The sequence below is a fragment of the Tritonibacter sp. SIMBA_163 genome, from assembly GCF_046535935.1.
Classification (GTDB): Bacteria; Pseudomonadota; Alphaproteobacteria; order Rhodobacterales; family Rhodobacteraceae; genus Epibacterium; species Epibacterium scottomollicae.
The window spans coordinates 86,423-106,395 of sequence record NZ_JAWJBP010000006.1; the positions used below are offsets into that span (position 1 = coordinate 86,423).

Consider the following 19,973-nt stretch of genomic DNA (forward strand, 5'->3'; position numbering starts at 1 on the left):
GGAAGCCGATCAGGCTTCCACATCCCCTTCCACTTCTTCTTCGGGGTCTTCTGCATCCGCTTCAAGCTCGGCCGGGTCTACCCAGCCCAACATGATGCGGGCAGTCATCACCAGCTTTTGCGCCTCTTCCAGGCTCATGCCGAATGGCTCAAGGATGCCTTCATCCTTCACCCGCTCACCATTGGCAGTGGTCCAGCCACCCGCAAGTTCCCAGTCAGCGCAAGTGGCAAAGTCGTCAACAGTCTTGACGTCGTCCTTGGCCAGCGCCTCCACCATCTGGGGTGTCAGGCCCTCAAAGTCAATAAGACTGTCCTCGGCACCCAGGCTGCGGGCATTGTCAAGCGCCGCCTTGGCCTGCGCTTCGAGGTAGTCTCGCGCCCGGGCTTGCAGCTCTTGGGCGGTGCCGTCGTCCACACCATCAATGACCAGAAGCTCGTCCAGCTCAACATATGCAACCTCTTCGAGGTTGGTGAAGCCTTCGGATACCAGCAACTGGGCAAAGAACTCGTCCAGATCGAGGGTCTCCATGAACAATCCGGTCCGCGCTTCGAATTCCTTCTGACGGCGAGCTGATTCTTCCTCTTCCGTCATGATATCAATGTCGAGGCTGGTCAGCTGCGAGGCCAGACGCACGTTCTGACCGCGACGGCCAATGGCCAGGGACAGCTGTTCGTCCGGAACCACCACTTCGATCTTGCCGGCTTCTTCGTCCAGAACCACCTTGGAAACCTCGGCAGGCTGGAGTGCGTTCACCAGGAAGGTCGGCTGATCCTCGTTCCACGGGATGATGTCGATTTTCTCGCCCTGCAGCTCGTTGACCACGGCCTGCACGCGGGAGCCGCGCATACCAACACAGGCGCCAACCGGATCGATGGAGCTGTCATAGGACACCACGGCGATCTTAGCGCGCGAGCCGGGATCACGCGCCACGGCCTTGATCTCGATGATGCCGTCATAGATCTCCGGCACTTCCATCTTGAACAGCTCGGCCATGAATTCCGGCGCGGTCCGGCTCAGGAAGATCTGCGGGCCGCGCGGTTCACGGCGGACATCCTTGATAAAGCAGCGAATACGGTCGTTCGGGCGGTAGCTTTCGCGGCCGATCTTCTCGTTGCGGCGCAGGATACCCTCGCCAGAGCCAACGTCGACGATGACATTGCCGTATTCTTCACGCTTGACGAGACCATTGATGATGGTGCCGTTGCGGTCCTTGAATTCTTCGTACTGACGGTCCCGCTCGGCTTCACGCACTTTTTGCAGAATCACCTGCTTGGCGGATTGCGCGGCGATGCGGCCCATTTCAACCGGGGGAACTTCATCGACGATGGTATCACCGATCGTCGGGTTCTCCATGTATTGCTTTGCCTGCGCGACTGTCAGCTCAGCCTGATAGTTTTCCAGCTCCGCATCCTCGACCACGGTCCGGACGCGGGTGAAGGTCGCCTTGCCGGTCTTGCGGTCGATGGAGACACGAATGTCCATCTCGCTGCCGTAGCGGCTCTTGGCCGCACGGGCGAGGGATTCTTCCATCGCGTCGACGACCAGACCCGGGTCGATCATCTTCTCGCGCGCCACGGCCTCGGCGGTTTGCAACAGCTCCAGCTGGTTTGCAGAGGTGATAGCCATTACTCGTTCTCCTCTTCGGACCCTTTGGTCCCTTCTGCGGACCCTTCGGTCTCGATGTCGTCAAAGGCGTCGTCGTTCAATACGCCAGCGGCCTTGCGCTGACGCAGCATTTCCTTGATCAGATCGTCCGTCAGCACCAGCTTGGCATCGCTCAACCAGTCGAATTTCAAACCGATCGTCACGGTTTCGCCGTGCTCTTCGATGTTGATCAGGACCTCGTCCCCTTCAACTCCGGCCAGCTCGCCCTTGAAGCGGCGGCGGCCATCGATCAGCTCAGCCGTTTCAAGTTTCGCTTCATACCCTTCGAACATGTCGAAGTCTTTCAGACGCGTCAGGGGCCGATCAATGCCGGGGCTCGAAACCTCAAGCGTATAGGCATCAAGAATTGGATCCTCGACGTCGAGTGTCGCGCTGATCGCGTTCGAGATCGCGGCACAGTCATCAACTTCGATACCGCCATCGGGACGGTCTGCCATGATCTGCATCGTGGTCATCTTTCCGGACATCAACCGGATACGCACCAGCTCATAGCCGAGATCCTCGATCACCGGGGTGATGATCTCGGCCAGGCGGCGGTCGATCGCAGCTTTGGCAATAAGATCGTTGGTCATCAGACCTCCAAACACAAAAAAACGGGCCGCGGCCCGTCGAAATTAATCGTTGGTACCTCAGGCCCAGAGCCCGACGCGCCGCTGTTGAGCGTGGATATACGCCCACACGCGCAGTTTTGCAACCCTTTCCTCCCGCGGCAAAGCTTAACTCTGCCCGAGGGGCGCTTACGCATCTCCCAATCAGGCAGGAGCGGGTGTCAAATCACCCAGTCTGATCGTCTTGAGTGCGTTCAAGATGGATGCTGTCAGTCGACGCATCTTTTTGGCTCGACGCAGACGTCAGATCACGCCATCCACCACCGCTCAGTGATGCGATGATCATCCAAGGAGCCGCGGTTGGAAATCCGCCGGGGCATGACGACATGCTGACCGGCTGCCAGTGCCATATCCCCCTCGGAAGGATGATAATTGAAACTGCCGCGCCCTCTCAGACCCTCTGGCGTTGGCAGGGAGGCAACATCCACAAAGCCATCGCGCAAGGCCTCGGCCCGAACGGCCGCGTCTGAAATCACGATCAGATCCAACGCGTCAAACCAGCCCGCGCTGCCATCCTTGTAGTGTTGCTCTCTGCGACGGGCCCGGAAGTGACGTCCATCTTGCGCGCGCTCAACCGCGTAAAGACCTGTTCCCGTCATCGTCGCCAAGCCGGCCTGCACATCGCCGTCAGCGGCGATCACCAGACCCGTGTCGGCCAGCCGATAGGGCAAATGGGGGTTGCCTTCATCGAGCACAAATTCAACCGCGTCATCATCCTTCAGCGTCAGCGCACGTAACCCTGCCAGACGCAGATCACCTCGCGATGCATGTGCCTCAAGCGAGGCAATCACATCGCTTGCCCTCAAAGGCAAACCATCGTGAAAGGACACGTCCTGCCGCAGCTTCACAATCCACCGCCGAGCGGAATCGTCACTGTGCCAGCCGGTTGCCAGTTCCCCCCGCAACAGACCGTCAGGCGCCACTTCCGTCAATTGATCATAGACCGCGCCACGGGCCACCCGCTCAAGGAGGCCCCCGTCGCGCGGCACCGCAAGGCGCAGCGTGCCGCCCCGGCGCGGCTGCTGCGCCAGACTGGTGCCTGTCGCCGCCAATAGCGCGGCAGCCGCACCGCTGGCAAAGAGAGCACGACGGTCCAGGCGCTTCATGTCGTCAGTTCCTCGGCCAGCTGGTCCATCGTCTTGACAAGCTCTGCGCTGATTCCTGGTTCCGACAGCGCATGGCCTGCATTTCGCACCATGATCAGGTCGGAGTTCGGCCATTGCTTGTGAATATCGTATGCGGATTGCGGTGGGCAGATCATGTCATACCTCCCCTGCACGATGACGCCGGGAATATGCGCAATGCGCCCCATGTTTGCAAGGATTTGACCATCCATATGCAGAAAGCCACCGTTCGAGAAATAGTGATTTTCCAACCGGGCGAAGGCCCGCGCGTAGTCACCGGGGCTCTCTCCCGACACGCCGTTCGAGTAAACGGACGCCAGCGCGTTTTCCCACGCTGACCACGCGCGTCCAAAGCGCACTTCTTCTTCGCGATCTCCCGAAAACAGGCGCCGATGATAGGCTGCGATCAAATCATCATGCTCGTCCTCGGGAACAAGCGCTGTGAACTTCTCCCAAGTCTCCGGCCAGAATTTGCCCGCACCGCCCCCGTAGAACCATGCAAGTTCAGACTGCGTCATCAGGAAAACACCGCGCAGAATGAGGTGGGTAACCCGGTCAGGATGTGTCTGACCATAGACCAGCGCCAGGGTCGCCCCCCAGCTGCCACCAAACACCATCCAGCTGTCGATCTCCAAGAGCTCGCGGATGAGTTCCATATCCGCCACCAGATGCCAAGTGGTATTGTCCTCGCAGGAGGCGTGCGGACGAGAGCGGCCACAGCCCCGCTGATCAAACAGGATAATCCGGTAGACACTCGGATCAAAATACCGCCGCATCGCAGGGCTGGTGCCACCGCCGGGGCCGCCATGGCACACGATAACCGGCACGCCATCGGGATTTCCGGACTGCTCCAAATAGATCCGGTGCCCTTGGCCCACGTCCAGCATCCGCTGATCAAATGGCTCGATCGGCGGATAGAGAAACTGCACTGCGCGCTTTTGATCCGGGTATTTGTCCATTACTGACCTAACTAACGACTGAACCCACAAGAAAACACACGGAGACAGGAATGCAAGCGCAACAGTCCACGGTTGACCCCTCCGAGATTGCCAAGTTCGAGGCAATGGCTGCGGAATGGTGGGATCCCAATGGGAAATTCAAGCCCCTGCACATGCTCAACCCGTGTCGCCTGGACTACATCACCCGCCAGATTGCCGGGGAGTTTGAGCGCGACCTTACATCTGACGCTCCGTTTGCGGGCCTGCGTATTCTCGATATCGGTTGCGGGGGTGGGCTCCTGAGTGAACCCATGGCCCGCCTCGGCGCAGATGTGGTTGGGGCCGACGCCGCCGAAGGCAACCTGCCCGTTGCCCGAATTCACGCAGAGCAATCAGGTCTGGAAATCGACTACCGCCACACCACGGCAGAGGCACTCGCAGAGGCTGGTGAGGCCTTTGATGTGATCTTGAACATGGAAGTGGTCGAACATGTCGCTGACCCGCTGAGCTATCTCACTGCGACACAACAGCTGCTGAAGCCCGGCGGGTTGCAAATCTGCTCCACAATCAATCGCAATCCGAAGAGCTATGCCATGGCAATCGTAGGCGCCGAAGTCGTGATGCGCTGGCTGCCGCGTGGTACTCATGAGTGGTCCAAGTTCATCACCCCGGATGAACTATTCGATCTGCTGAGCCAAGCTGGATTGACGCCTGTGGACCGCAAGGGGTTTGTCTTCAACCCGCTGTTGTGGAGTTGGTCGATCTCTGACCGCGACCTCGGTGTAAATTACGTCACGGCAAGCACAAAGCCCTGATGCGATGCCGCGCCAGCGCGAATTCACAGTCAATTTTCGGTGCGACCGCTTGCTTTAGCTTTCTGCCTATACTTTAGTATATGCACTCATCCAAACGCGTCGTTGCGAAGATCTGCTGTAGCTCCTAGATGTCCCGTCTTGCACAGGGAACATGCTGCTATGGCAGGCACTCGATGCCCGACGGAACAGAATTTGTGCAATTGGGGACACACTCACACCACTCACGGCCCTAATTTTAAAGAGAGCGCCGGAATTACCCGGCGCTCTCTTTCATTCAGCCAATCGTTGGTATCTCAGTCTTCGGTTTCCAACTTGCCGCGAAACTCTCGCAGGATCGGGAGCGCCGCACGGACACGGTCTCCTCCCAACTCGCTCACCACTTCGGAAATCATCGGAATGATCGAGGCCAATGCCGCATCGCGCGCCTTGCGTCCTGCCGGACTGATGGCGACCATCTTGCGGCGCGCATCATCCCAATCCGGCCGGACGTGCACATAACCAGCGACTTCTAGCTTGTTGATCGTGTTCGTCATGGCACCGCGCGTCACATGAAAGGCCTTGGCCAATTGCGCCGGGGATCGTTCCAGCCCCGCCCGTGCAAGGTGGTTCAGAACCGAAAAATGTGACAGCTCCATTCCCTTGGGCAGAGCCTTGCCCAATCGTGCCCGCGCAAGCTGGTCAGCCATCAGTATTTCGCTGAAAAGCGAAATGGCAAGGGAATGGTTCTCATCCATCAGGGTCCGTCAAACTCCCGGTCATGGGTCAGCGAAGGTACGCGTTTGCGTGCCTTGTTCACCTCTTCGAGGTCGAGGTCAACGCAAGTAATTCCGACCTCAGTACCCGCATCGGCCAGAACCTCTCCCCAGGGGGCAATCGCGACCGAATGACCGAAGGTCTGACGCTGCGCGCCGCGGCTTGCCGGATGCACACCCGTCTGGGCCGCAGCCAAGACAAAACAACCTGTCTCGATCGCCCGAGCCCGAAGCAGACTATGCCAATGGGCCGCCCCCGTCACATGCGAAAACGCTGCTGGAGCGGTCAAGATCGTTGCCCCGCCCTGAGCCAATCGCCGATGCAGCGTTGGAAAGCGCACATCGTAGCAAATGGTGAGGCCAATCTTTGCAAAATCAGTTTGTGCAACAACAGCCTGCGTTCCCGGACGATAGCCATCAGATTCCCGGTAGGTCTCCTCTGGGGTCACTTCAACGTCAAACATATGGATCTTGTCATACCGCGCCGCGATCTCACCACTTGGTGTGATTACAAATTGCCGGTTGGCAAAGCGTCCATCGCCGTCCTTCGTCTTGAGTCCCAAAGAACCGATGGACACCCACACACCATGTTTCGCGGCAGCGTCACGCAGGCCGGACAGCGTCGGATCATCCTCTTCGTGACAGAGCACCTCACGCTGATGGGTCCGGCTTGTCGACAGGCAGTTTGTAACTTCCGGGGTTAGAATGAACTCCGCCCCCTGCGAAACCGCATCCGCCATCATTTGCCTGACCGCTATGAGGTTTTCATCCGGCACATCGGAAGAGGTCATCTGTAGAAGTGCGGCACGTACCATGGAGCTCAGGCCGCAAGCAGCGGATCGAGCTTTCCAGCGCGATCCAGCGTATAAAGCTCATCACATCCGCCGACATGCGTCTCACCAACAAAGATCTGTGGCACCGTACGACCGCCATTGGCGCGTTGGATCATCTCTGCCTTGCGATCCGGGTCAGCCAGTACATCGATTTCGGAAAAGCTGACGCCCTTCTGGTTCAGCAAACGCTTGGCTGCGTGGCAAAAACCGCAAAGAGGTGAGGTATAGATTTCGACCGGTTTCATGTTGGTCTCCGTAGGCTTGGTTCATGGATGCTGAGCCATGTGGTACTTTTTATCAAGCTTTGCCAGCCTTTTCACGCCGCCGTGACCCGAGCGAGCACGACAACATTGACAGAAGCCGCCCCCGCAACGGTGCATGCATTCGCACATGCGGAAAGCGTCGCCCCGCTGGTCATCACGTCATCCACAAGCAGAACCTCTCTGCCCTGCATCCGACATCCCATTCGTGGATGCGGCCGGATCGCGTCCCTCAGGATCGTCATGCGCTCGTCCCGGCTGCGCCCTTCCAGCATCGGTGTTTGTAGGGACCGTATCAATGCGTCTGGGCAGCAGTCCTGCCCCTCACGTGCAGCCAGCGACTGCGCCAATAAGGCAGACTGATTATATCGGCGGCGCACCAATCGTGTCCAATGCAGCGGCACGGGCACAATCAACGGATCGTTGGTCAAGAGGTCGGCGGCGGCGCGGCCCATCCAGGCCGATGCCGGACGCACAAGATCGGTTCGATCCCCGTGTTTCAACGCCAGTACCAGGCGACGCCCTTGCCCGCTGTAGATGATCGCCGCACGCCCCTGCTGCCAGTTTCGCGGGGTTTTCAAACAGTCATCGCAACGCACGATTTGCCCGTCGTCCTCACCAGGCACCGGCACCCCGCAGCTGTGACATACAAGACCCGAGATGAAGGATGTATCGCGCCAGCACGCGCTACAAAGTCCAAAATCGCTTTCGACCAACCCGCCACAATTCAGACAGCGCGCCGGGTAAATCAATGAAACTGCCGTTTGAAACCGTGTGCGCAACGTCATAGGTACACCTCATGACTCAAGAACCAATGGCTCATCCCCAGATCTTCGATCACGACGCACTTCGGCAACGCCGCACCCGACGTAAATCGGATGCGATGTTCCTGCACGACATGGCGAGAGACGAGGTCGAGGATCGGCTGAGCATGGTTAAGAGAACCTTTACCAAGCCAGCGATTGTTGCGCCTTTTGCGGAACCTTGGGAAAACGTACTCCCTGGGCAGAAAATCGTTCTCGACAACGACGTTTTGGCGCTGGAACCACAAGCATATGACGTGATCATTCATGTCATGGCGCTGCACTGGGCCAATGATCCAGTCGGGCAGTTGATTCAGTGCCGACGCGCCTTGCAGGAGGACGGTCTACTTCTCTTGGTGACACTTGGTGGTCAGACGCTGCATGAGCTGCGCACCTCGCTTGCAGAGGCCGAAACCTATATCAGCGGCGGCCTGTCGCCGCGCGTTGCACCGATGGGTGAAATTCGCGACCTCGGCGCTCTTTTGCAACGAGCGGGCTTTGCTTTACCAGTCGCAGACGTGGTGCCACTTTCGGTGCAATACCGCGACCTGCCGCATCTGATGCAAGATCTGCGCGCCATGGGGGAAACCAACGCGATGACCAACCGGCTCCGCAAACCGACGCGCCGGGCAGTGTTCGACTTGGCGAATCACATCTACGGTCAGAATTTTGCCACCGAAGACGGCAAGCTGAACGCAACATTCGAGCTTGTGTGCCTCACCGGTTGGTCGCCCGCCGACACCCAACCACAACCCCTGCGTCCCGGCTCAGCAAAGATGCGCCTGGCAGATGCGTTGAAGGTCCCGGAGACCAAGCTCCCAGATCGAGACCGATAACCTGAGCCAATGGTCGCAGTCAGGTGATCCAATTGGCCATCAGCCCCGTAACACCGTATCAATTGTTAAAATCTCTCACTGCGATATCACACAGGACCCCTACCCATGCTGGATGCTAGCCCGACTGCGACCTGCCCTGCTCATGCCCCCGCGGACCATCCGGCGGTCAAGCCTGAGAAGGTCGGTATCCTGCTGGCGAATCTCGGTACGCCGGATCACTACAGCTATTGGCCCATGCGTCGTTACCTAGGCGAATTCCTGTCCGACAAGCGCGTCATCGACTACCCCGCGTGGAAGTGGCAACCGCTGCTGCAGCTTATCATTCTCACCAAGAGACCGTTCGCATCGGGCGCTGCCTACAAATCCATCTGGAACCACGACAAGGGCGAAAGCCCGCTTATGACGATCACCAAGGACCAGACCCACGAGATGGCGCAGGCGATGGAAGCGATCTACGGCGATCAGGTCATGGTGGATTTCTGCATGCGCTACGGCAATCCGTCGACCAAATCCAAGGTTGACGAAATGGTGGCTGCCGGTTGTCGCAAGATCCTCTTTGTACCGTTGTATCCGCAGTATGCTGGCGCCACCTCTGGCACCGCGAATGACGAATTTTTCCGTGCCCTGATGGAACAGACCTGGCAACCTGCCGCTCGGACAATCGAACCCTACTTCGATCAGCCTGAGTATATTGATGCTCTGGCGAAGTCGGTGGAGGAAGCCTATGCGAAGGCGGAGAAGAAACCCGATATTCTGGTCTGCTCCTATCATGGCATGCCAAAACGCTACCTGATGCAGGGGGATCCCTACCACTGCCAGTGCCAGAAAACGACTCGGCTGCTGCGCGAACGGCTGGGATGGGACGAATCACAGATCACCACCACATTTCAGTCGGTCTTTGGCCCTGAAGAGTGGCTGCGTCCCTACACGGTGGAACATGTCGCGGAGCTGGCGAAGCAGGGCAAAAAGCGGATTGCGGTGATCGCCCCGGCATTTTCCGCCGATTGCATCGAGACTCTGGAAGAGATCAATGAAGAGATTTTCGAGAGCTTTGAACACGCGGGCGGGGAAGACTTCACCTACATCCCCTGCCTGAATGAAAGCGCAGGTCACATTTCAGCCCTGTCAAAGATGATCCAAAACAATCTTAAAGGGTGGCTGGACTGACTGCGCATGATCGTCGCTAGGCAGGTATGTCGCGCTCTAAATATCTTTAAAGACACGAAAAAAGGCGGCTGGTGATCCAGCCGCCTTTCTCATTCTTTTGGCAACGATTAGTTGCTTGCGGCAGCAGCAGCTACGATAACGAGCAGCAGCAGCGGCAGCAGGATGCCGGAAGAAGAACCGGTTGCTTCTTCGATGATAACCGGTGCTTCAACGATCGGTTCTGCCAGGTTGCCAGCGGATGCTGCGGATGCAGCAGCGACCAGAGCGGCAGCGATAATGAGTTTCTTCATGTTAACCTCCAGAATACGCGCACAGCACACATATGATGTGCGCACTCAAGACTTACCTCGTGGTTTTTTTTAAGCGGGAAACACACCGGATTGCAATTGGTTGTTAAATCTCTCGCGTCGAGCTTTGGGTGGTTGTCGTCAAATTAGCAACACCTGTGTCCCGGTTCGTGTCAGTTTGTAGAGTTCGGCGATGTGCTCATTGTAGAGGCCGATGCAGCCATTGGAGGATTTGCGCCCGATCTTGCGCGTATCGTGCGTTCCATGAATGCGGTAGTACTTCCAACTGAGATAAAGCGCATGTGTCCCCAGTGGGTTATCAGGTCCGGGCGGAATGTAGGCGGGCCACTCCGGATTGCGTTTTCGCATGTTCGGCGTCGGTGCCCATCCCGGACCTTCAACCTTGCGAGTAATCTTGGTGCGACCGCGGCGTGTCAGATCATCACTCAGCGGCACCGACGAAGGGAACAGCTTGTAGACCGACTGATCTTCGGACCAGAAATGTAACGCGCGGCTGTTAATATCGACGAGAATCGCCCCGCGGCGCAGGGTGTCGAAGTAAGGGCGCCAGTCCTTGGCCCGAAATGCGGAAATATTGCGGGCAACATTCGGCTCCGGTTCCGGTGGTGGGCGCAGGGGATCAAAGGATGGCTCTTCCGTCTCAGCTACGCCCTGCGCAAGCGCTGGGGTGGCGAGAAGCGAGACAGATCCCGCAAGAAATTGCCGGCGCGACGGCTTCAAAGGGTTCTTAGGTGTCATCAGAAGATACTCTGTACTGAAGGGATCCATTATCGGGCAGTCTATGGCTGGAATGCCTCAGTCGCAATTCAATCCCCCCATATCTCGTCATTGTGACCCAACCGGGTTTGCCTATAAGTCACAGGAGAGCTAAGGGACGCTCTGACCGAACACTTTTTAGGGTTTAGAATGACACGTGTTTTCCTGATTCTGGCTACACTGACGAGTTTTGTGCTGGCGGCATGTACCACTGGCAACGATGGCACCGCGACCGGGTCCGGTGTTTACAAAATTCGGAACGAAGAACGTGTCCAGTTCCGCATGCTGGACTCCGTCAACGCCCTGCGTGAGGCTGCTGGCAGCCCCACAGTGCAGTTGGACGGCAAGCTCAACGCAGCGGCAGCCACTCATTCCCGTGATATGTCAGTGCAAAACCGGCCCTGGCACTTCGGCTCCGACGGCTCTTCCCCTCTCGATCGTGTCAACCGGGTTGGCTATACGGGCCAGCTCGTTGGGGAAAACATTTCGGAGTCCTACGAAAACGAAGTGCAAACGCTGACAGCCTGGATGGAAAACAGTGGCACGCGCTCTGTTGTCATGGACCCCAAGGCCCGCAACATGGGCTTTTCCTGGTTCCAGGAAGCCAACGGCAAGATCTGGTGGACGTTGTTAATGGCGGAGTAGTCACCGCTTTCAGTCCCCCGCAATAGGAAAGGCCGCATCCATATGGAGCGGCCTTTTTCGTCTGTATCGGCATATCTGGCACTGTCACGGGCGAAGCGTGATGATTGTGCCGTCGTTGACCATAGCCCAGATTTCCTCGATTTCGTCATTGCTCACGGCAATACAACCAGCCGTCCAGTCCTGAATCCGTGCAGCCCGGCGACGATCCTTGCGTTCATTCGGTTCGCCGTGGATGAAGATATCCCCACCCGGGCTGGCGCCCAATGTCCGCGCATGGGCCCGATCCGAAGTATTCGGGTATGAAATCCCCAGCGACAAGTAAAATTGGCTGCGGGGGTTACGACGGTCGATGCGATATGTGCCTTCTGGTGTGCGGCCGTCGCCCTCGATTTGTTTATGTCCGACGGGGGCAAAGCCCAAACCGACGTCGTACTCACGCAAGACCTTCGCCTCGTTCAAAAGGTACATCTTCCGCGTGCCCTTGTTCACCACGATCGATGTTACCGGAGGTCCATTGTACCGTCGAATATTGGGGCCGCTGGAACAACCAGCTGCTCCGAGGGTGGCCAGAATACCTGCCCCGAATGTACGCCTGTGCATTGTCTTGATCTGTCCGCTCTTGATGGCTTTATGCTCTTTGTTAGCATTACAGCAAACTTGGTTAAGAAAAGATAATCACTTTTCTGTCGTCTCGTCCTGCAGCCGGGCAATACGCGCTTCGATCGCTTCGAGACGAGAAATGACCTGATCCCGATAGGCGTCGGTGCGCTCTCCCTCTTCTTCGGAATGCGCATCCTGCATGGAGTTCACGATCAAGCCGACAAGAAGGTTCACGACAGCAAAGGTCGTGACCATGATGAAAGGCACGAAGAACGCCCAAGCATATGAATAGAGTTCCATCACCGGACGCACGATCCCCATCGACCAGCTTTCCAACGTCATGATTTGGAACAGGGAATAGGCCGACAGGCCAAGCGTGCCGAACCACTCCGGAAAACTGCTACCGAACAGCTTCGTCGCCATGACCGATCCGATGTAGAAGATGATCGCCATCAGCAAGAAAACCGACCCCATTCCGGGCAGTGCGGTGATGAACCCTTCGACCACGCGGCGTAATCTCGGTGCAACGGAAATAACACGCAATACCCGCAGGATACGAAGTGCCCGCAGGACCGAGAACCCCTGTGCGGCCGGCGCCAACGCAATACCAACGATCAGAAAATCGAACACGTTCCAACCATTGCGAAAGAAGCGAAACCGCCAAACAATCAGCTTCGCCCCGATCTCAAGAATGAAGATGACCAAGCAGAGCTTATCAATCAGTAGAACCAGCTCTCCGATACGTGCCATCACCGCATCCGAGGTCTCCATCCCCAATGTCACCGCATTCACAAGAATAACAGCTGTGATGAACCGACCAAAGACATCGCTGTCCAGAACGGATTTCATACGGTCGATCATCGGGGAGACACTCCTATGGTTCGGCTCAGGACAGGGTCAGGCTGGCTGCCAGCTCGGTATGCGATGACCAGCGGAACTGGTCAACGACCTGCACCCAGTTGAGCGAATAACCTGCAGCAACAAGAGTTTCAGCGTCCCGAGCAAAAGTAACTGGATTGCACGACACATAAGCAATGGTCGGAACCTTCGCGCGCACGATTTCTGCCACCTGGGCTTCTGCGCCAGCACGCGGCGGATCAATCACTACCGCATCATACGCAGCGTCAAACGACTTCAGGTCTTCGGGCAGCATCGGGTTGCGGAACAGGTCTCGCGTTTCGGTGGTGATTTTTTTGAGACCGCGCGCCATGCGCCATCCTTGCTCGAGCGCCTGCAGCATATCGCGCTCCCCTTCGACAGCATGGACCTCGGCCTTCTGTGCGAGCGGAAGTGAGAAGGTCCCACACCCGGCAAAGAGATCCGCGATCCGGCGCGCCTCTCCGACGCCTTCCTGCACCGCAGCAACCAGTGCCGCCTCACCTTCATGTGTCGCTTGCAGGAAGGATCCCGGTGGAGGGCAGACCCTTGCCGCGCCAAAGCGCTGTGTTGGCGGCTGTTCCATTCCGATCGGCTCGTCTTCCCAGGTCAAACGAGCGATTTCATACCGCTCGATGGATTGCGCCAATTGAATACGCAACGGCCCATCAAGAGGTTTGCCATTCCGCACCAGCACATCCAGACCAGCATCGGACGTCGTCAAAGTCACCGACAAGGGTGCCTTGCGACTGGCCCCAACAATGGCGAGAGCCTCAACCATCGGGATTGCCGCCATCAACTCTGGCGCAAGAAGGTGACAATCCGTGATCTCTGTTACAATGTCGGAGGCCCGGCCATGAAAGCCGACCATGGCCCCCTTCTTCGTACGCTTTGCGGACAGCGTTGCCCGGCGTCGGGAGCGTGACGGTGAGGTTTGAATAGGCCGGAAATCAGTCTCTAATCCACGGGTTCGCAGTGCGTGGCGAACCACATCGACCTTCCAATCTGCCACGAAGTCATCGCTCGCGTGCTGCAACTGGCAGCCCCCGCAGGACTTGTAGTGGCGACATGGTGCCTGCACGCGGGTCTCGGACGGTTCTTCGATGCGGATATCCGTCAAGGTCTGCCCTGAGATCACACCGGAGATGATCTCTCCCGGCAATGTTCTGGGTGCAAAGAGTGGTCCCGGGGCGATCCCGTCACCCTGGTGTCCCAAGCGTTCAATCGTGGCTCTGGTTCTGGCTGCGTTTGTCATGCTCCTGCCATAGCGCGGGACGTCCGGCGGCAAAAGGAGGAAACGCATTGCGCCCCCTACTCGGCAGCTTCTGTGGCCTCCTCTTCCGTGCGGATGAAGCCACCTGACTGACGGGTCCAGAATTGAGCGTAGAGACCGCCCTGCGCGAGTAGTTCATCGTGACTGCCCTGCTCGACGATACGCCCTCGATCCAAGACAATGATTCGATCCATCTCCGCCAATGTCGACAGTCGGTGCGCAATGGCCAAGACCGTCTTGCCCTCCATCACCCGCGTCAGGGCAGACTGGATTGACGCCTCGACTTCAGAATCGAGTGCTGAGGTGGCCTCATCCAACACGAGGATCGGCGCATCCTTCAGGATAGCCCGTGCCAACGCAATCCGCTGACGTTGCCCGCCTGAGAGCTTAACGCCACGTTCCCCCAGATAGGCGTCATACCCTTCCCGTCCCTGCCCGTCTTGCAGGTCGGTGATGAACTCATGCGCCTCGGCTGCGGACGCCGCCGCGATCACCTCTTCTCTGCTGGCGTCGGGACGGCCGTAGAGAATGTTATCCATTGCTGATCGATTGAACATCGCAGTCTCCTGCGTGACCATGCCGATCTGGCTGCGCAAACTGTTCTGATTGACGCTCGAAACGTCGGCCCCATCGATCAGAATGCGGCCCTGCTCAGGCTCGTAGAGACGCAGTAGCAGTGACACAAGTGTCGACTTCCCGGCCCCGGAAGCACCAACGATCCCGAGCTTTTCGCCCGGTGGAATGGTCAGTGACAGATCTGATATGCCGCCAATATCGCGCCCATAACTGAAACTCAGGTCATCCAGTACAATCTCGCCCTTGCGCACCTGAAGCTCCTGCGCATCAGGATCGTCCTCGATCCGGTCCGGCCGCGCCAGCGTCTTCATTCCATTCTCGATTTCGCCCACGTTGGAATAGATCGCCATGAGGGTGAAACTGACCCAACCCGTCATCTGTGCAATCCGGATAGAAACTGCGCCAGCGGCAACAATGTCTCCTTCGCTGGCGATGCCGCCCTGCCACAGCCACAGGGTTGCACCGATCAACAGAACCGGCAGCAGCCCTGCCAGCGTCATCAGGCAGAACCGGAACGACGCCGACAGGTATCCAAACTCAAGCGCCTTCTCACGGAAGGTCACCATCGCGTCCTGCGCGCCACGTTCCTCATGATCGGCATGGGCGAAGAGTTGCACCGTCTTGATGTTGGTAATGGTGTCCACAACCTGTCCGGTCACATTGGCACGGGCGCCGGCGCGACTGGCAGACCGCTTGCGAATACGCGGCAAGAACCAGCGAATGGTGGCAAAATACCCCAGCAACCAGATCAGGAACAGCAGCGTGATGCGCAGATCAACGGCCCCCAGCAGGATCAATGCGCCAACCAGAGAGGCCAAGGCAAAGGCCACAACATTGATGACCTCAACCACAACTGAGGTCACTGCATTGGCGGTCTGCATCTGCTTTTGTGCGATCCGGCCGGCAAAATCATCGTCAAAGAATCGCACCGACTGTCCAAGGGTCCAACGATTGATCCGTGACAGGACCAGCGGACTTACGTTTGGCTGCACAATTATGGCGTTGGTCGCCGCCGAAAGGCCAAACAGCACCGGCCGCACCAGCAGGAAAAACGCCAGAGCCGCGACGATAGTCCCAAGATTGGCACCGAAGAACCCCTCCGGGCCACTTGCGATGGCCGTATCAATCACCACACCGAGGATGAAGGCCGTTCCCGCCTCCATACCGCCCGCAAGTGCGGAACACACCGCCGCGACCACCAACATCGGCCCGGCCCCCGACAGACACCAGCGGATGAACGCGCCTAATGTCTGTGGCGGCGGCCCCTCCGCGGGTTGAAACGCGTCGATCAGATTTCCAAGCTTCATTCTGCTGCCTCTACATTCAGGAACCCGCCCGACTGGCGCGCCCAGAATTGTGCATATAGGCCGCTCTGGGCCAAAAGCGCCTCATGCGTGCCTTCTTCGACGATTTTTCCCTGATCGAGCACAAGGATCCGGTCCATCTGCGCGATGGTGGACAGGCGGTGCGCGATCGCAATTACAGTCTTCCCCTCCATCATGCCGTAAAGCGTTTCCTGAATGGCGGCCTCGACCTCGGAATCAAGCGCGGATGTCGCTTCGTCCAGCAGCAGGATCGGTGCGTTTTTCAGGATAACGCGCGCCAAAGTCACACGCTGTCGCTGGCCACCTGACAGTTTCACACCACGCTCGCCGACATGCGCATCATAGCCGGTGCGCCCCTGCGGGTCCTCAAGATCGAGAATGAAATCATGGGCATGTGCCTTGCGTGCGGCAGCAATCATCTCCTGCTCCTCCGCATCCGGACGGCCATAAAGCAGGTTGTCCCGCACGGAGCGATGCAAGAGCGAACTGTCCTGCTGCACCATGCCGATGTTCTGACGCAAACTGTCCTGTGTCACGGTTGAGATATCCTGACCGTCGATCAGAATGCGCCCGTTTTCGGTGTCATAGAACCGAAGAAGCAGCTTAACCAACGTCGATTTGCCGGCGCCAGATCGCCCGATCAGTCCGACTTTCTCTCCGGGGTGTATAGTCAGATTCAGCTGATCAAGCCCTCCTGATCCGCGCCCGTAATGATGGGACAGATTATCGAATGTGATCTTGCCTTTGGTCAGATGCAGCGGCTTGCAGGTCTTATCATCCACCAAGTCGATCGGCTGAGCGATGGTTTGCATCCCTTCTGAAACAACACCGAGCTGACGGAAGAAGCTGGTCAAGGCCCACATGATCCAACCCGTCATGGAGTTCAGCCGCAATGTCAGCGTTGTCGCCGCAGCAACCACGCCGACACTGGCCAATCCCTGCATCCAGAGCGCAATGCCCCACCCGACCACGCCCACGATCAGCAACCCGTTGAGCATAACGAGGGCACCATCCATGATGGTGAATATCCGCATTTCAGCCTGAAACGTCGTGCGCGTCTCCTCGATCGCGGACTTGGCATAGTCCAACTCGCGATCATGATGCGCGAACATCTTGACCGAGTGAATGTTGGAATAGCTGTCGACCACGCGCCCAGTAACCGTGGAGCGCGCATCAGACGCGGCCTGACTGGCAGGTCCGACACGAACAACAGTCCACCTGATCAGTGCCGCGTATAGAACGAACCAGATCAGCAACGGCAGCAGCAAGCGGGCATCTGCCGCCCACAGGAGCAACGCCGCCCCGAGCATATAAGCCAATGCAAAGGTAATCGCATCAAAGACCTGGAACACCACCTCGCCAGCCGCGGGGGGTGTTTGCATGATGCGATTGGCGATACGGCCTGCAAAATCGTTCTCGAACCAACCAACAGATTGACGCAACACATGTTTATGGGCACGCCAGCGGATCAGGGTGCCGAAGTTCGGCAGGATCGTGTTGTTGAGCAACATGACATCGATCAGCTGGATCACCGGGCGCAGAAACAGAATGAACACGGCCATCAGGATCAGCTCAGTGCCATGCGTCGCCCAGACCTCTTCAGGAGAGCCGGACAAAATATCGACGACACGGCCCATGTAGGAGATCAAACCGATCTCCACTGCGGCAACGACGACCGAGATCAGACCCGTTGCCCAAAACACCTTTTTGAAGGGCTGCGCATAGTCGCGCATGAACGGCCAGAGCTTGGTCGGCGGGCGATCAGTTTCCGGATAGTCGCAATAGGGGTCGATGAGGTTTTCAAAGAAGCGAAACATGTGGTTGCTCCATCAATTTGAGCAAGGAAAGTCAAAGAATGCGATAGGCATGGTGAATGGTGGCGACCGAGGCCCCCGACTCACCCTACGGGTCGGACTCGGACGTCAATCGTCGTTCCAGATCCCGTAATACATCAGCATTCCTCCTGAACCTTCAGCTTCCACAAGCTAAGGGGTAGCGCGCAGAAACGCGTTTGTCACGCGCTTCAACCATGAAGAATATCTGACGCCGCCTCACACACCTATTGCCGAACACTGGACAGAAGTGTCTCGCGACTTGCTGAGAAACCGGACGATATCCACTCGGCCTCCAGCGCTTTGAGCGCACGGCCAAGCTCTGCGCCCTGAAACTTCGGCATCAGATCTGTGGCATTGAGCGGGAAGCGGGCTGCCACGCCACGCGCAATATCAGTGTCTAAATTGGCTTTAGTAGGCATTTCCAGCAATGCGGCGCGTAGTCGTGCGGCCTGGTAGGCGGTGACAGCATCATGGCGATACGCGATCTCTGCCGGGCCCTGGAGCCCTTCCGCGAGGTCGCGCAGAAGGCTGACACGGGCAGACATGGCCTTGCTCAGCCGCAGGGCGTTTTGCAGATCTTCACCGCCAAGAGCCGCAAGGCGGGTTTCCGCCGCTACATCGCTCTGTCCTTCCAGATGGATCAGGGGAGCAAGCGCACGGTCATCGGCGCCGGGAAGAACATGCCCCAGAACTCCGATCTGCCGCATGGTCGCGATCGAAGGTGCGGGGTCAGGCGCGCGCAGGAGTTTGACCATCTCAGCGCCGACCCGCTCGCGTGACAGCTGATCGAGTCCCTCCTGCGTTTCCGAAATCGCGGCCAGCGCTTCGGGGTCAAACCCAAGACTTACGTCGCCGTACCAGCTGTGAAAACGAAAGTAGCGCAGAATCCGAAGGTAGTCTTCTTTGATACGATTACGGGCTTGGCCGATAAACCGCACACGGCGCGCCCGCAGATCATCCAATCCACCCAATGGATCAACGACTTCGCCATCTGGGCGGGCGTACAGCGCATTCATGGTGAAATCCCGGCGCCGCGCGTCCTCTGCAATATCCGTGGCAAAGGCCACAACGGCACGCCGCCCGTCGGTCGCCACATCCTTACGGAAAGTGGTGATCTCATGGGGAACACCCTCGGCGACGACCGTGACCGTGCCATGATCAATCCCGGTCGGGATCGCCTTGAGACCAGCGCCTTCGGCGGCGGCGATCACCGCCTGCGGGACCACATTGGTCGACAAGTCGAGGTCCGACACATCCGCGCCCAGCAACGCATTCCGCACACATCCTCCGACAAAATAGATCTCTGCCCCAGCGTCGCTGAGAGCATCGCAGACCCTGCGGGTGGATGATGCGTGAAGCCAGGGCTGGTCGATTTTCATGTCGTATCCATCATGGAGGCAAAGCCACGCAACATGCGCGCGGTAGCACCCCAAATGTAGTAGGGACCAAAGGGAACCGTAAAATAGTGCCGACGCGTTTTGCGCCAGCGGCGAGATTGAATTTGATAGCGTTCAATATCAAGCACGTGAGCCAAGGGCGCGCGAAACACTTCTGCGACCTCGCCAACCTCGGCGCGCACCTCAAATGGGCGCTCGATCAACGCAACCACCGGGGTCACCTGGAACCCGGTCACGGTTTCATGTGCAGGCAGTTGGCCAAGAATGCGAGGCAAATCGCGCGGCAAGGCAATCTCTTCCCAAGCCTCGCGCAGGGCCGCATCAGTCACATCGCGATCTCCGGCATCTACCTTGCCCCCGGGAAATGCAATCTGCCCGGGGTGATGCTTCAACGCAGATGATCGCTTGGTCAGGATAACCTGCGGTACCGTGTCAAACGTCTCGATTCCGATCAACACTCCGGCTGAACGCAGCTCACGCTCAACCGGCAGCACGGTGCGCGGATTCAAATCGAAATCAGAGGTCGCCTCGGGATTGCGCGTCAGCGCCTTGGTGATTTTCGCTGCCAGCGCTGACACGTT

General features: G+C 58.0%; 21 protein-coding genes and 1 pseudogene. 4 read left to right on the top strand and 18 right to left on the bottom strand.

Translation table 11 applies throughout. The features are described 5' to 3' along the window. Positions 1-9: 9 nt before the first annotated feature. From nusA to pip, 4 genes are all read right to left on the bottom strand, one after another. A complete protein-coding gene (nusA, locus tag R0J92_RS11765) occupies positions 10-1,626 on the bottom strand; it encodes a transcription termination factor NusA (protein ID WP_106162421.1) in 1,617 nt (538 codons plus the stop codon). Beyond that, positions 1,626-2,237 carry a ribosome maturation factor RimP gene (gene rimP / locus R0J92_RS11770; protein WP_106162422.1) on the bottom strand — a complete coding sequence of 204 codons (612 nt, stop codon included), beginning with the start codon at positions 2,235-2,237 and terminating at the stop codon, positions 1,626-1,628. The genes nusA and rimP overlap by 1 nt, the downstream gene beginning before the upstream one ends. Before the next feature lie 284 nt (positions 2,238-2,521). Next, positions 2,522-3,379: an ABC transporter substrate-binding protein gene (locus R0J92_RS11775; RefSeq protein ID WP_411051808.1), complete on the bottom strand. Its 858-nt coding sequence runs from the start codon at positions 3,377-3,379 to the stop codon at positions 2,522-2,524. Then, positions 3,376-4,356: a prolyl aminopeptidase gene (pip, locus tag R0J92_RS11780; RefSeq protein WP_411051809.1), complete on the bottom strand. Its 981-nt coding sequence runs from the start codon at positions 4,354-4,356 to the stop codon at positions 3,376-3,378. Before pip ends, R0J92_RS11775 begins: the two co-directional genes overlap by 4 nt. A gap of 50 nt (positions 4,357-4,406) precedes the next feature. Here pip and ubiG point away from each other — a divergent pair, with 50 nt between their 5' ends. Next, positions 4,407-5,150: a bifunctional 2-polyprenyl-6-hydroxyphenol methylase/3-demethylubiquinol 3-O-methyltransferase UbiG gene (gene ubiG, locus R0J92_RS11785; protein ID WP_411051810.1), complete on the top strand. Its 744-nt coding sequence runs from the start codon at positions 4,407-4,409 to the stop codon at positions 5,148-5,150. Between the two features lie 293 nt (positions 5,151-5,443). Here ubiG and R0J92_RS11790 read toward each other — a convergent pair whose 3' ends face one another. The 4 genes from R0J92_RS11790 to R0J92_RS11805 all read right to left on the bottom strand — a co-directional run bounded on the left by R0J92_RS11790 (position 5,444) and on the right by R0J92_RS11805 (position 7,783). Then, a complete protein-coding gene (locus R0J92_RS11790) occupies positions 5,444-5,884 on the bottom strand; it encodes a MarR family winged helix-turn-helix transcriptional regulator (protein ID WP_106162426.1) in 441 nt (146 codons plus the stop codon). Then, on the bottom strand, positions 5,884-6,717 hold the full coding sequence (locus tag R0J92_RS11795) for a carbon-nitrogen hydrolase family protein (protein WP_411051811.1): 834 nt from the start codon (positions 6,715-6,717) through the stop codon (positions 5,884-5,886). The genes R0J92_RS11790 and R0J92_RS11795 overlap by 1 nt, the downstream gene beginning before the upstream one ends. A 5-nt stretch (positions 6,718-6,722) precedes the next feature. Beyond that, entirely contained in the window at positions 6,723-6,980 is a 258-nt protein-coding gene (gene grxC, locus R0J92_RS11800; protein ID WP_106162428.1) for a glutaredoxin 3, read from the bottom strand. A 71-nt stretch (positions 6,981-7,051) separates the two neighbouring features. Next, complete coding sequence (locus R0J92_RS11805) at positions 7,052-7,783, bottom strand: double zinc ribbon domain-containing protein (protein ID WP_411051812.1); 732 nt, start codon at positions 7,781-7,783, stop codon at positions 7,052-7,054. 11 nt (positions 7,784-7,794) lie between these two features. Here R0J92_RS11805 and R0J92_RS11810 point away from each other — a divergent pair, with 11 nt between their 5' ends. Together R0J92_RS11810 and hemH are read left to right on the top strand one after the other, a co-directional pair. Further along, entirely contained in the window at positions 7,795-8,634 is an 840-nt protein-coding gene (locus tag R0J92_RS11810) for an SAM-dependent methyltransferase (protein WP_411051813.1), read from the top strand. A gap of 105 nt (positions 8,635-8,739) precedes the next feature. Beyond that, complete coding sequence (gene hemH / locus R0J92_RS11815; RefSeq protein ID WP_106162431.1) at positions 8,740-9,801, top strand: ferrochelatase; 1,062 nt, start codon at positions 8,740-8,742, stop codon at positions 9,799-9,801. 107 nt (positions 9,802-9,908) lie between these two features. Here hemH and R0J92_RS11820 read toward each other — a convergent pair whose 3' ends face one another. Together R0J92_RS11820 and R0J92_RS11825 are read right to left on the bottom strand one after the other, a co-directional pair. Beyond that, on the bottom strand, positions 9,909-10,091 hold the full coding sequence (locus R0J92_RS11820) for a hypothetical protein (protein WP_106162432.1): 183 nt from the start codon (positions 10,089-10,091) through the stop codon (positions 9,909-9,911). A gap of 138 nt (positions 10,092-10,229) precedes the next feature. After that, a complete protein-coding gene (locus tag R0J92_RS11825; RefSeq protein WP_411051814.1) occupies positions 10,230-10,847 on the bottom strand; it encodes a L,D-transpeptidase in 618 nt (205 codons plus the stop codon). Positions 10,848-11,015: 168 nt separating this feature from the next. On the opposite strand from R0J92_RS11825, the gene R0J92_RS11830 reads away from it, so the two are divergent. Beyond that, entirely contained in the window at positions 11,016-11,510 is a 495-nt protein-coding gene (locus R0J92_RS11830; protein ID WP_106162433.1) for a CAP domain-containing protein, read from the top strand. An 84-nt stretch (positions 11,511-11,594) separates the two neighbouring features. Here the strand turns inward: R0J92_RS11830 and R0J92_RS11835 are convergent, their stop codons facing one another. The 8 genes and pseudogenes from R0J92_RS11835 to R0J92_RS11870 form a co-directional block, all read right to left on the bottom strand. Beyond that, complete coding sequence (locus R0J92_RS11835; RefSeq protein ID WP_317384872.1) at positions 11,595-12,110, bottom strand: murein L,D-transpeptidase family protein; 516 nt, start codon at positions 12,108-12,110, stop codon at positions 11,595-11,597. Positions 12,111-12,185: 75 nt separating this feature from the next. Continuing rightward, positions 12,186-12,971 (bottom strand): ion transporter, encoded by a 786-nt coding sequence (locus R0J92_RS11840; RefSeq protein WP_411051815.1) that lies wholly within the window; start codon positions 12,969-12,971, stop codon positions 12,186-12,188. A 25-nt stretch (positions 12,972-12,996) separates the two neighbouring features. After that, a complete protein-coding gene (locus R0J92_RS11845; protein WP_411051816.1) occupies positions 12,997-14,241 on the bottom strand; it encodes a class I SAM-dependent RNA methyltransferase in 1,245 nt (414 codons plus the stop codon). Between the two features lie 56 nt (positions 14,242-14,297). After that, positions 14,298-15,212, bottom strand: coding sequence for an ABC transporter ATP-binding protein (locus R0J92_RS11850; RefSeq protein ID WP_411051856.1), 915 nt, complete (start codon positions 15,210-15,212; stop codon positions 14,298-14,300). 84 nt (positions 15,213-15,296) lie between these two features. Continuing rightward, positions 15,297-16,142: pseudogene (locus R0J92_RS11855) on the bottom strand (ABC transporter transmembrane domain-containing protein); the annotation flags it as partial. Next, entirely contained in the window at positions 16,139-17,977 is a 1,839-nt protein-coding gene (locus R0J92_RS11860; RefSeq protein WP_411051817.1) for an ABC transporter ATP-binding protein, read from the bottom strand. The gene R0J92_RS11860 and the pseudogene R0J92_RS11855, both read right to left, overlap by 4 nt. A 242-nt stretch (positions 17,978-18,219) precedes the next feature. Next, positions 18,220-19,374: a CCA tRNA nucleotidyltransferase gene (locus R0J92_RS11865; protein ID WP_411051818.1), complete on the bottom strand. Its 1,155-nt coding sequence runs from the start codon at positions 19,372-19,374 to the stop codon at positions 18,220-18,222. Further along, positions 19,371-19,970, bottom strand: coding sequence for a CoA pyrophosphatase (locus tag R0J92_RS11870; protein ID WP_411051819.1), 600 nt, complete (start codon positions 19,968-19,970; stop codon positions 19,371-19,373). The genes R0J92_RS11865 and R0J92_RS11870 overlap by 4 nt, the downstream gene beginning before the upstream one ends. Positions 19,971-19,973: the final 3 nt, after the last annotated feature.